Here is an 11,886-nt window from a genome sequence, read left to right as displayed (position 1 = left end):
GGGTTGTTGCGACATCAGAAATCAGGATCCCAGTCAACTGAGATACGCCCTTCCGCTCTGTTCACCTCTTTAATGACGGAGTCCGTCAAAAATGGCAACAGGCGTTCCTTTTTGCCAAATGCATCGGTTTTATTGGCTTTTACGACTAAAACGTCGTTCGAGCCAGTTTCCATCATGTCGACCACTTCACCTAAGTGATAGCCCTCAAGGTTTACCACAGCCATACCCATCAGGTCACGCCAGTAGTAATCCCCTTGCTCCAGTTCCGGTAATGACGCCCGCTCTACAGCGATTTCTGCGTTTACCAGCACCTGAGCCTGGTCTCGGTCGTTCACGTCAGCCAGTTTAACAATCAAGCCATTGCTGTGACGTTTCCAACTGGAGATTTGCACTTGACGCCAGTTACCCTGCAATTGAATCTGCCAGGGTGTGTAGTCAAAAATCCCTTCCGGGACATCGGTATAGGAGTTAACTTTTAGCCACCCGTTGATGCCATAAACAGCACCAAACTTACCTAAGACAACTAAATCAGAACTTTTCAAGCCCTTACTCCCACCGGCCTAGCTATTAAGCAGCAGCTTTTTTCAGAGCTTTAACCAGAGAAGCTACGCGGTCGCTTAACGAAGCGCCTTGTGCAACCCAGTGGTCTACACGCTCTAAATCAATACGCGTTTTCTCTTCAGTGCCGCCAGCGATTGGGTTGAAGAAACCCACGCGCTCAATGAAACGGCCATCACGAGCAAAACGGCTGTCCGCTACCACAACTTGGTAAAATGGACGCTTTTTCGCGCCACCACGTTGTAAACGAATAGTTACCATACCGTCCTCTATTTATCGTTCAGGTTTTTTAAAAAATAACAAACCCCGCGGTCAGACCGTGGGGTCGCAGAATTGTACTGATTTTTTCCTGTTTTGCAAGGAGTTTCGGGCCATACGGCTGGGTTTCTGAGCAGCCCGCAAAGCCGTTCTCCAGCTCCTTAACGTGGAGGAAGCATACCGGGTGGCAATTTGCCGCCCAAGCCCCGCATCATCTTCATCAGGCCGCCTTTGCCCGACATTTGCTTCATCATCTTTTGCATCTGAGTAAATTGTTTCAGCAACTGATTCACATCCTGCACCTGAGTGCCGGAGCCTGAAGCGATACGTTTTTTCCGGGAGCCTTTAATTAAATCAGGAAACTGGCGTTCTTTTTTTGTCATTGAATTGATAATGGCCTCCAGTTTCTTGAATTGCTTATCACCCACTTGATCCATGGCGCCAGCCGGCAGATTTTTCATGCCCGGCATTTTTTCCAGCATCGACATCATGCCGCCCATGTTACGCATCTGTACCAATTGGTCACGAAAATCTTCCAGGCTGAAGCCCTGGCCTTTCATCACCTTGGCTGCCACTTTGGCCGCCTGCTCCCGGTCCACCTTTTGCTCAATCTGTTCAATCAGACTAAGCATGTCCCCCATACCCAGAATACGGGAGGCAATTCGGTCCGGGTGGAAAGGTTCCAATGCGTCGGTTTTTTCTCCCATACCGATAAATTTAATCGGCTTTCCTGTGATATGACGGATGGATAAGGCAGCACCGCCGCGGGCGTCACCGTCCGCTTTGGTCAGAATCACACCGGTCAGCGGCAGAGCTTCATTAAAGGCCTTTGCCGTGTTAGCCGCATCCTGACCTGTCATGGCGTCTACCACAAACAGGGTTTCGATAGGTTTAACGGCCGCATGCAGCGCCTTAATCTCCCCCATCATTTCTTCGTCAACGTGCAAACGGCCAGCGGTATCGACCAGCAGCACATCAAACATTTTCAGGCGTGCGTGTTCGATAGCGGCGTTTACAATAGCGACTGGAGCCTGGCTGATGTCACTGGGGAAAAACTCCACTCCAACATCTTTCGCCAGCGTTTCCAGCTGCTTAATAGCGGCAGGACGATACACGTCCGCAGACACCACCAATACTTTTTTCTTTTTCCGCTCTTTTAAGAACTTGGCCAGTTTACCCACAGAAGTGGTTTTACCCGCACCTTGCAAACCCGCCATCAGCACCACAGCCGGCGGCTGAGTGTTCAGTGCCAGCTCTTCATTAGCCTGCCCCATCGCCTCTTCCAGCGCTTTGCGGACAATCTTCAGAAACTCCTGACCAGGTGTCAGACTTTTGCTGACTTCCAGACCCACAGAACGCTCTTTCACCTGATTGACGAAATCCCGTACCACAGGCAAAGCCACATCCGCTTCCAACAGCGCCATGCGCACTTCACGCAGCGTCTCTTTTATATTTTCTTCGGTCAGGCGGCCCCGGCCACTGATATTTTTCAGCGTTTTGGTTAAACGATCCGACAGATTCTCAAACATAACTGGCCTACCTCAACAGAAACTGTGCGGATTATACCCCAGCCCTCTCTTTACGTCAGCCCGTAACAACGGCTGACAAATGCGAGCGGTTTGCAATAGAATGAGGGAAGAAAGGAATTACGGGATAGGGTTTATGTCTTTTATGCTGTTTCCCAGTGTTGCACTGCTGACATATCTCAGTGCAACAATGCTGGTGTTATCCAGGCTGGTCAGCCCTAAGGGGTTAAACTACAAGCTGGTGTTCGCGTTAGCGGTGCTGGCTATTGCCTGCCATGGCATCTTTCTGGCCGACAGCATTTTTGCCGGTGGCGGACAAAACTTCAGCCTGCTCAATGTCATTTCCTTAGTCTGCTGGCTCATCGTGATTGTGATCACCCTGTCAGCACTGCGCACCCCGGCTGTACTGTTGCTTCCTATTGTTTATGGTTTTGCGGCGCTCAATCAGTTGGCCATTCTGGTATTGCCCAGTGCACTGAAGGTGCAGCATTTTGAGCAAACACCCGCCTTGCTGATGCATATTATTGTGGCCTTTGTTGCTTACGCTCTGCTGATAGTCGCCACTTTGCATTCGGTACAGGTCAGCTACATCAGCCATAAGCTGAAACAGAAAGATTTTCTGTTGGGTAATCAGTTCTTGCCTCCTTTACTTCAGGTAGAGTCCCTGCAGTTCCGCCTGCTGCTCGCAGGTACCGTACTGCTGGGCCTGACTCTGCTCAGCGGCGCCTTGTTTACCGAGCACTGGTTTGAACTGCAGCACCTGCATAAAAATGTACTGAGTTCTCTGGCCTTTTTGGTGTTTGTCCTGCTGTTGTGGGGCCATGCCCGTCTGGGCTGGCGCGGCAGAGTAGCGATAGCGTTGACTTTTACCGGCAGTATTTTGCTGACCTTATCTTATTTTGGCAGCCGCTTTGTCCGTGAGATCCTGCTAGATCGGCTGAGCTAACGCTTGACTTGCAGGCTGCACCAGCATATTTAATAGAACTCCAGTTCAGTAAGAGGTAATTCCAGTTTGGATCAAATCTCCACAGCAACTCTGTTTATCCTGTTAGGGTTGCTGGTGTTGTGTTCTGCTTTTTTTTCTGCCTCTGAGACCGGCATGATGTCGGTTAATCCGTACAAGCTGAAACATCAGGCCAATGAGCAGCATAAAGGTGCGCTGCGGGTCAGCAAGATGCTGGAGCGCCGTGATCGTCTGATAGGCCTGATCCTGATTGGCAACAATCTGGTCAATATAGCCGCATCCGCCATTGCCACCCTGATAGGCATGCGCCTTTATGGTGACTACGGCATCGCAGTGGCGACTGTCGGCCTGACCCTGGTGATCCTGATTTTTGGGGAAGTTACTCCCAAAACTCTGGCCGCACTTCACCCTGAGCGGGTTGCCTTTCCAGCCTCCATTGTGCTCAAGCCTCTGATGAAACTGCTGGCTCCTCTGGTCTGGTTACTGAATAAAATCTGTAACACCCTGTTAGGCTGGCTTGGTGTCAAGGCGGAGCAACACCATGGCCACAGCCTGAGTTCAGAAGAGTTGCGTACCGTGGTGCATGAGGCCGGCGCTTTGTTACCCGAGCAGCATCAGAGCATGCTGGTGGGGGTGCTGGATCTGGAAAAAGCCACAGTCGAAGACATTATGGTGCCACGCAACGAGCTGTATGGCATTGACATCAATGATGACTGGAAAGACATTGTACGCCAACTCAGTAGCAGCCAACACAACCGCATTTTGCTCTACCGCGACAGCATCGACGACGCCTTGGGTTTTTTACACAGCCGTGATTTGGCCCGTCTTGCATTAAAAGAGCAATTGACCAAAGCCAGTTTATTGCGGGCAGTACGGGAAATTTATTTTATCCCCGAGAATACCCCACTGCATACTCAACTGCAAAAATTCCAAAGCTCCAAAGAGCGTATCGGTCTGGTCGTTGATGAGTTTGGTGACATTCAGGGACTGGTAACGCTGGAAGATATACTGGAAGAAGTGGTCGGCACCTTCACCACAGACGTCGCCCAGCAACAAAACGACGAAATTAAACTGGAGAAAGAAGGCTGTTATCTGGTGGAAGGAGGTATCAACCTGCGCGACCTGAACCGCGATTTACAACTGAATTTCCCGACCGATGGTCCAAAAACCCTGAATGGTCTGGTTCTGGAATATCTGGAAGATATACCAGAAACCAATTTAAGCCTGATGCTGTATGGCTGCGTGGTAGAAATTACTGAAATTCAAGACAACATGATTAAAACAGTGCGTTTAAAGCCCAAACCAGCCACAACCACTGCATCTTAATCAAACAAGCCCCAAAACCAGCCTCGTTTAAATTCGTCCTCACAAGACTGCAGCTGTTGCTGGTACCGGGCCGAGCGCTGCTGCACCAACCGGGACGTCTGCATCAACCAGGCTTTTTTCCGGTAAGTGCCACGTTGATATCCCCCCCAGCCTTCGTGGTAATTCAGATACTGACCGTAAGCGTCGGTTTTGGCCACTCCATTCACCCGGTTGCTTTTGTCGATATACCACCCCATAAAGTCGATGGCATCGGCAAAATCACTGCGGCTGGCAAAATAACCATTGGTTTCCCGCGCATAGTCGTCCCAGGTTTCATCTTTCACCTGCGCATAACCATAGGCCGTACTGGCTCGCCCAACCGGAATAAAGCCGAACCAATACTGCATCGGTGGCTGTGCGTCGTGTTGAAAGCTGCTTTCCTGATACATAATGGCCATAGGCACATGCACTGGAACTTTCCAGCGGTCCCGAGCATCGGCCGCAGCATGGTACCAATCTTCATGTTCACGGAAAATTTCGCAGAGGTTCTCTTTATTCTGCGGCGGCGACACAGCACAACCACTCAATAGGCTAAGACAGGCTAAGGTAAATAAAGAATTTTTAATTTTTTTCATCAGACCCAGAACTTTTTTGTCGCCGGTTCAGACTAACCTGTTGAACGGATTCAACCAAGTTTTTGTTTTTCATCCCTGGATTTACCTTATCCTTAGTGTTCCTGGCCAGCCTCGCTGGCCTTTTTTTATTTATAAATCCACAAAGTAGTCTTGCAGGTACTGGTCAAAACTCAGGGTATCCGCCTGCTCGACCTGCTGCTGTTGCCGAAGCGATTCAGCAGCCATCTGTTCTAACTGAGATTGCTGATAAAAGCGGTATTGCTGCCCGGCAAAATACTGCTTGTAGTTTGCCGACAGTTCCAGCGCATAACAGCCATGGTCGCGCTGCAATGACATAATCTGCCCTAACCAACGACCTGACAAAGTCTTAGCTGGATCAAGCAAGGCCTGATACTGCTCTTTTAATGCCTTCTGATACCAGTCAGAGCCATGAGCTTCATCCATCCAGTGCGCTATTGGCATCAGGTCCGCAAAAATTTGTTCTGCCCAATCCAGCATCAGCCTTGGATGTTCTGCATCCAGCAATTCAAGACTCTGGCGCCGTCCTTCGGTGACCACTTGACGTAAATTGAGCTCCGTCTGTGCCTGCTGCTCAGCTGTCATCAGGGGGCTTTGCTCGAGCAGACAATACAGCAGGAACAAATCCAGGAAGCGCATCTGCTCGGCACTGATGCCAACAGGACTAAAGGGGTTGACATCCAGTGAACGAACCTCGATGTATTCCACACCACGGCGCTTTAAGGCACAGGTAGGTCGCTCGCCACTTTGGGTGGTGCGTTTGGGTCGGATTGTTGAGTAAAATTCGTTTTCAATCTGCAGAATATTGCCGTTCAACTGGCGGTATTGACCATCCACTTTCACCCCAATCTGCTGGTATTGCGGTGACGGCGTCGAAATAGCCTGACGCAGGCCCTGAATATAGTCAGGCAAAGAGTTATAGCTGATGTTCAGGCTGGACTGTGCGTTATTGGTGTACCCCAAATCGCTCATACGCAGAGAGGTTGCATAAGGCAGATAAATGGAGCCTTTGCCTAAGGTCTGGAACTGATACTTCGGCTGCCTGCCCTGCAAAAAAGACTGACACATTACTGGAGAGGCGCCAAACAGATAAACCACCAGCCATACATAACGTTTGTAATTGCGGATCAGATGCAGGTACTGAGTGGAGATAAAATCCTGTAATTCGTCCGTATTACCCAGCTGCTGCTGATACAAACGCCAGAACTCTGCCGGAATGGAAAAATTAAAATGAACACCGCTGATGGCCTGCATCATACTGCCATAACGGTTTTTCAGGCCCTGACGGTACAGAGTTTTCATCTGCCCCACATTAGACGAACCATACTGCGCCAACCTGATTTCATCCTGATCGCGGATAAAACAGGGCATAGAACCAGGCCACAGCTGTTCTTCGCCCATTTGACTGAGCGCAAACTTATGAATATCCGTCAGTTGTTGCAAAGTGATATCAATAGAACTTTGAGCCGGCGTAATAAATTCAAGCAAAGACTCCGAAAAATCTGTGGTGATCAGCGGATGGGTCAACGCCGACCCTAAAGCTTTGGCGTGGTCAGTCTGGGCCAGGCGACCATCGGAATGAATGCGTAATGTTTCCCGCTCCAGACCTCTGCGGATCCCGGTGATAGCGGCGCGAAAACTGTCGGTGCCAAGCTGCTGCAGGCGCTGTTCAAGGAAATGACTCAAGCTGGATCCTTAGTTAAGTGTTGAGCTTCGCTGTTATGGGGAGTCAACAGATAAAAAACAAGTGGGCTGACGCGTTGCAAACCAGGCCTGAGATCGACAGATCTCAAGCTAACCACCACCGAAATGGCAGTATCCATTGCGGCAGCTGTTATTCCTCTTCTTCCCTGCGTCCGTAGTTCAGACGCGCCCTCTTGCTGCTTTGCAGCACCACCACCCGCATAATGTCTTTCCATGACACAATTCCAAGCGCAATCAGGTCCTTGTCGACCACTGGCAGACAACTGATATTGTGTTTGAGCAATAAGGCGGCCGCATGCAGCACAGGGTAATCTGCAGTCACAGAGATCACCGGACTCGTCATCAGGTGTTTGACCCGACGGCTGGACAGAAAGAGCTCCAGTGTAGGCTCAGACGCAGTCTCCATCACTGGGCTTAAGGCTTTAAAGTAATCCTTCACAGACAAAATACCCACCAGCCGTTTGCTGCTGTCCAGCACAGGCAAATGCTGAAACTTCGCCGATTCAAAAATTACCCGGATCTGTGCCAGGGTCGCGTCCGGACCCACAGTCACCAGCTTACGGGACATAATGGCAGCCACTTGCATAACAGTTCCTGACTCGCTTATTCAGGTTGAGTTTGAAATAATAAGTAAGATCATCAGATTAACCGAATGACTTAGAAAAAGGAAAGGATAGGCCATGAATCGCCGCAATCATCATGTTGTCGATCAGGAAGTACAGTACGACGCCGGCCTGGAACTGGTGTCTACCACAGATTTACGCGGAGTCATCACTTATGCCAACCCGGCATTTTGCCAGGTGGCTGGCTATGAAGCTGAAGAGCTGATCGGAAAAAACCACAATTTGGTACGTCATCCGGATATGCCGGCAGCAGCCTTTGCCGATTTATGGCAAAAGCTGAAACTGGGCCAGTCCTGGCGAGGCATGGTAAAAAACCGCTGCAAAGATGGCCGTTATTACTGGGTCGATGCGTATGTCACACCTATTTATCGCGACCAGCAACTGGTTGGGTACCAATCAGTCCGGGTCAAACCAACCCATGAACTGGTACAACGGGCTGAACGTTGCTACAACGCGATCAATACCGGCAAAAAAGTAAACAGCTTCCGGGAGAACTCCAGCCTGCGCCTGATGCTCACTTTGGCTTTGAGTCTGGTCACTGTGCTGGCAGGTTCATTGTTATGGTCTGCCTGGTTCCTGGTAGCCGCATTATTGCCACTGGCTTTTTTGACACTGATGCATCAGGAAATACTGGCTATCCCTGCTGAACTCAAAGCCATTCAACACCAATTTGATTCGGTCTCACGTTATGTCTATGCCGGACGCACGGCATTCTCTGTCGCCACCTTCCGCCATCAATTGCAGCAAGCCCGTCTGCGCACCGTACTGGGCCGTACCAAAGACAGCACCAGCCAGCTGACCCGCATTGCCGACACACTGGAAGAAGCGGTACACCTGACAGAGCGCGGCATAGGACAACAAAAAGTCCAGTTGGAATCTATCGCTTCTGCCACCTTAGAGCTGAGCCATACAGTGCAGGATATTGCCCTTCGCACAAGTGAAACCAACGCCAAAGTGGGCGAAGCCCAGCAGATCTGCCAGCAGGCAGAACAGGTGATGGAACTGACCGCCAGCACAGTGAAAAAACTGGCGGTGGAAGTTCAGGGCGCGGCCAGCACTGCAGATAACCTGGCGGTGGAGGCTGAACGTATTGGCGCCGTGATGACCGAAATTCAGGGCATTGCCGATCAGACCAACCTGTTGGCGCTGAATGCCGCCATTGAAGCGGCCAGGGCCGGCGAACATGGCCGTGGTTTTGCGGTGGTGGCCGATGAAGTCCGGGCTCTGTCTTCACGCACTCACAACGCAACAGAACAGATCCAGCGCTCCATCGCGGAAATACAACAAACTTTGCTGAGCTGGGGTAAAACTATGCTGCAAAGCCGTGAGCAGGTGGAAGATTGTGTGACCCAAACGCAGCGCAGTACAGTGCAGCTGAAAGACATAGTCGCGATGGTCAACACCATTGACCATCTGTCGGCACAAATAGCTACTGCGGCCACTCAACAAGGCCAGGTGGCGGCCGAAGTGGCGCAGAATGTCGACAGCATTCAGCAAATTGCTCAGGAAAATATGGGCAATATGGGACTGGTCTCAGACACCAACCAGCGTTTGCACCAACAAGCGGCTGAAATTGCCAATCTGAGCAAAACCTTCTCCGCTGAATAAGCTGCACCAATACAGCAAAAAGGCCCGTGGTTAAACGGGCCTTTTTAGTTTCACAAGTCACGCAATCCTGCCGCAACACAGCATTATTGCATTCGTGCGGCCTGAATACTGAATTGCCCTGATGCGGCATCCACCCGAATCACAGAGCGGGGAGCTATCTCGCCACGCAACAAAGTTTGCGCCAGCGGGTTTTCTATATGCTGCTGAATGGCCCGTTTCAGCGGCCGTGCACCGTACACCGCATCAAAGCCGGCTTCGGCCAGCAAATCCAGCGCCGCATCTGTGACATCCAGGCCAAACTCCCTGTCCGCCAGACGCTTACGCAACCGTTCCAGTTGAATGGCTGCAATATGTCGGATATGCGCATTGTCCAGCGGATGGAACACCACAGTTTCGTCCAGCCGGTTTAAAAACTCAGGCCTGAACTGACGGCTTAACACCTCCATCAGCATGTTTTTCATCTCGTCGTAGCTCTGATGCTGGTAATGCTCCTGAATCAGATCCGAGCCCAGGTTGGACGTCATAATAATCACAGTGTTTTTAAAATCGACGGTGCGGCCCTGGCCATCGGTTAAACGGCCATCATCCAACACCTGCAGCAGAATATTAAACACATCTGGATGGGCTTTTTCGACTTCATCCAGCAACACCACGGAATAAGGCTTACGCCGCACCGCTTCGGTCAGGTAGCCGCCTTCTTCATACCCGACATACCCCGGAGGTGCACCGACCAGGCGGGACACCGCATGTTTTTCCATAAACTCTGACATATCAATGCGCACCAGCGCATCTTCGGTATCAAACAAAAACTGTGTTAAAGCTTTGGTCAGCTCGGTTTTACCCACACCAGTCGGGCCTAAAAACAAAAAGGAACCAATGGGTTTGTTCGGATCGGCCAGGCCTGCACGGGAACGGCGAATCGAATTGGATACGGCGCTGACCGCTTCCTGCTGCCCGACCACCCGTTTTTGCAGCTCTTGCTCCATGCGCAATAATTTGTCGCGTTCTCCCTCCAGCATTTTGCTGACCGGGATGCCAGTGGCTTTGGATAACACATCGGCAATTTCGTTGTCCGTCACTTTGTGGCGCAGCAGTTTCATTTCATGCATTTCGGCTTGCGAGGCTAAATCCAGCCGTTTTTCCAGTGTCGGAATGCGTTCGTACTTCAGCTGCGACATCCGGTTTAAATCGCCGGCACGGCGCGCCACTTCCATATCCAGCCGGGCCTGCTCCAGGTCCGCTTTGATATTTTGAGTGCCCTGCAACGCGGCTTTTTCGGAAGTCCAGACTTCATCCAGCTCGTTGTACCTGGCATCCAGTTCACGAATTTGCTCCAGAATGCTGTCTTTGCGCTTTTTTGATGCGTCGTCGGTTTCCTTCGACAACGCATTTTCTTCCAGCTTCAGCTGAATAATGCGCCGCTCCAGCCGATCCAGTTCTTCCGGTTTTGAGTCTATTTGCATCCGGATACTGGAGGCGGCTTCATCAATCAGATCGATGGCTTTATCCGGCAGTTGACGGTCACTGACATACCGGTGTGACAAAGTCGCGGCTGCTACTATAGCCGGATCAGTGATTTCAACCGCGTGGTGCAGTTCATACCGCTCTTTTAAACCGCGTAAAATAGCAATGGTGTCTTCCACTGAGGGTTCGTCCACCAGCACTTTCTGAAAACGCCGCTCCAGCGCCGCATCTTTTTCAATGTATTTACGGTATTCGTCCAAAGTGGTGGCCCCCAGGCAATGCAGCTCGCCACGGGCCAGTGCAGGTTTGAGCATATTGCCGGCGTCCATAGCCCCATCGGCTTTGCCAGCGCCAACCATGGTATGAATTTCATCAATAAACAGAATGACCCGGCCTTCTTCTTTCGCCAGCTCATTCAGCACCGCCTTTAAGCGCTCTTCAAATTCACCGCGGTATTTGGCACCGGCCAATAAAGCCCCCATGTCCAGCGACAACACCCGCTTGTCTTTTAAGCCTTCCGGCACTTCTTTGTTGATAATGCGCAGCGCCAGGCCTTCGACAATAGCGGTTTTTCCCACTCCGGGTTCACCAATCAAGACCGGGTTGTTTTTGGTGCGCCGTTGCAGCACCTGAATACACCGACGAATTTCTTCATCCCGGCCTATCACAGGGTCCAGTTTGCCAGCTTCTGCTCTTTCGGTCAGATCGATAGTGTATTTACTCAATGCCTGGCGGCTGTCTTCTGCGTTGGGGTCATCCACATTCTGGCCTGCTCTGAGTTCCTCTATGGCTTTTTCCACTGCGGCTTTTTCCACCCCTAACAGGCGCAGAATAGTACCCAGCTCGGATTTATCTTCAGTGGCAGCCAACACAAAGAGCTCACTGGAAATGTATTGGTCTTTGCGTTTTTGCGCGTATTTATCCGACAGATTTAACAGCTGACCACTGGCTCCGGACAACTGAACAGAGGCATCACCCCCTTCCACTTTAGGTAAACGCTCCAGCGCCTGCGTCAGCTTGGAACGTAATTCATGTGGATTGGTGCCAATTTTGCTGAACAGCTCTTTGACTGAACTGCCTTCCTGGTTCAGCAACGCATACATCAGGTGTACAGGTTCGATATAAGCGTGATCGCGCCCCAATGCCAGAGACTGCGCATCAGCGATCGCCATTTGAAATTTACTGGTAAAACGGTCAAGTCTCATAAAGATCTCCGCAAATCA

General features: G+C 50.9%; 10 protein-coding genes. 3 read left to right on the top strand and 7 right to left on the bottom strand.

What is annotated here, in order from left to right; translation table 11 throughout:
- Positions 1-14: 14 nt before the first annotated feature.
- From rimM to ffh, 3 genes are all read right to left on the bottom strand, one after another.
- A complete protein-coding gene (gene rimM / locus WKJ03_RS16245) occupies positions 15-542 on the bottom strand; it encodes a ribosome maturation factor RimM (protein ID WP_337843287.1) in 528 nt (175 codons plus the stop codon).
- A 25-nt stretch (positions 543-567) separates the two neighbouring features.
- Positions 568-819, bottom strand: a complete 252-nt coding sequence (rpsP, locus tag WKJ03_RS16240; protein ID WP_337843286.1) for a 30S ribosomal protein S16 — start codon at positions 817-819, stop codon at positions 568-570.
- Positions 820-977: 158 nt separating this feature from the next.
- Positions 978-2,345 (bottom strand): signal recognition particle protein, encoded by a 1,368-nt coding sequence (gene ffh, locus WKJ03_RS16235; protein WP_337843285.1) that lies wholly within the window; start codon positions 2,343-2,345, stop codon positions 978-980.
- Positions 2,346-2,478: 133 nt separating this feature from the next.
- On the opposite strand from ffh, the gene ccsA reads away from it, so the two are divergent.
- Together ccsA and WKJ03_RS16225 are read left to right on the top strand one after the other, a co-directional pair.
- Positions 2,479-3,288: a cytochrome c biogenesis protein CcsA gene (ccsA, locus tag WKJ03_RS16230; RefSeq protein ID WP_337843284.1), complete on the top strand. Its 810-nt coding sequence runs from the start codon at positions 2,479-2,481 to the stop codon at positions 3,286-3,288.
- A 66-nt stretch (positions 3,289-3,354) separates the two neighbouring features.
- Positions 3,355-4,632 (top strand): HlyC/CorC family transporter, encoded by a 1,278-nt coding sequence (locus WKJ03_RS16225; protein ID WP_337843283.1) that lies wholly within the window; start codon positions 3,355-3,357, stop codon positions 4,630-4,632.
- Here WKJ03_RS16225 and WKJ03_RS16220 read toward each other — a convergent pair.
- From WKJ03_RS16220 to WKJ03_RS16210, 3 genes are all read right to left on the bottom strand, one after another.
- Positions 4,629-5,246: a transglycosylase SLT domain-containing protein gene (locus WKJ03_RS16220; RefSeq protein WP_337843282.1), complete on the bottom strand. Its 618-nt coding sequence runs from the start codon at positions 5,244-5,246 to the stop codon at positions 4,629-4,631. The two genes, WKJ03_RS16225 and WKJ03_RS16220, sit on opposite strands and share 4 nt — an antisense overlap.
- 129 nt (positions 5,247-5,375) lie before the next feature.
- Positions 5,376-6,950 carry a glutamate--cysteine ligase gene (gene gshA, locus WKJ03_RS16215; protein ID WP_337843281.1) on the bottom strand — a complete coding sequence of 525 codons (1,575 nt, stop codon included), beginning with the start codon at positions 6,948-6,950 and terminating at the stop codon, positions 5,376-5,378.
- Positions 6,951-7,098: 148 nt separating this feature from the next.
- Positions 7,099-7,554, bottom strand: coding sequence for a CBS domain-containing protein (locus tag WKJ03_RS16210; protein ID WP_337843280.1), 456 nt, complete (start codon positions 7,552-7,554; stop codon positions 7,099-7,101).
- A gap of 94 nt (positions 7,555-7,648) precedes the next feature.
- On the opposite strand from WKJ03_RS16210, the gene WKJ03_RS16205 reads away from it, so the two are divergent.
- Complete coding sequence (locus tag WKJ03_RS16205; protein ID WP_337843279.1) at positions 7,649-9,199, top strand: PAS domain-containing methyl-accepting chemotaxis protein; 1,551 nt, start codon at positions 7,649-7,651, stop codon at positions 9,197-9,199.
- A gap of 83 nt (positions 9,200-9,282) precedes the next feature.
- Here the strand turns inward: WKJ03_RS16205 and clpB are convergent, their stop codons facing one another.
- Positions 9,283-11,868, bottom strand: coding sequence for an ATP-dependent chaperone ClpB (gene clpB / locus WKJ03_RS16200; RefSeq protein ID WP_337843278.1), 2,586 nt, complete (start codon positions 11,866-11,868; stop codon positions 9,283-9,285).
- Positions 11,869-11,886: the final 18 nt, after the last annotated feature.

Origin of the sequence: Rheinheimera sp., assembly GCF_037442525.1 — a bacterium.
GTDB lineage: Bacteria > Pseudomonadota > Gammaproteobacteria > Enterobacterales > Alteromonadaceae > Pararheinheimera.
Note: the sequence above shows the minus strand (reverse complement) of the source record. Positions and strands in the feature narration are given on the sequence as shown.

What these genes read in the sequence shown, in the direction of transcription:
- rpsP (WP_337843286.1), bottom strand. Translation starts at nt 819, where the DNA reads ATGGTAACTATTCGTTTACAACGTGGTGGCGCGAAAAAGCGTCCATTT.
- ccsA (WP_337843284.1), top strand. Translation starts at nt 2,479, where the DNA reads ATGTCTTTTATGCTGTTTCCCAGTGTTGCACTGCTGACATATCTCAGT.
- clpB (WP_337843278.1), bottom strand. Translation starts at nt 11,868, where the DNA reads ATGAGACTTGACCGTTTTACCAGTAAATTTCAAATGGCGATCGCTGAT.
- WKJ03_RS16205 (WP_337843279.1), top strand. Translation starts at nt 7,649, where the DNA reads ATGAATCGCCGCAATCATCATGTTGTCGATCAGGAAGTACAGTACGAC.
- ffh (WP_337843285.1), bottom strand. Translation starts at nt 2,345, where the DNA reads ATGTTTGAGAATCTGTCGGATCGTTTAACCAAAACGCTGAAAAATATC.
- WKJ03_RS16210 (WP_337843280.1), bottom strand. Translation starts at nt 7,554, where the DNA reads ATGCAAGTGGCTGCCATTATGTCCCGTAAGCTGGTGACTGTGGGTCCG.
- WKJ03_RS16220 (WP_337843282.1), bottom strand. Translation starts at nt 5,246, where the DNA reads ATGAAAAAAATTAAAAATTCTTTATTTACCTTAGCCTGTCTTAGCCTA.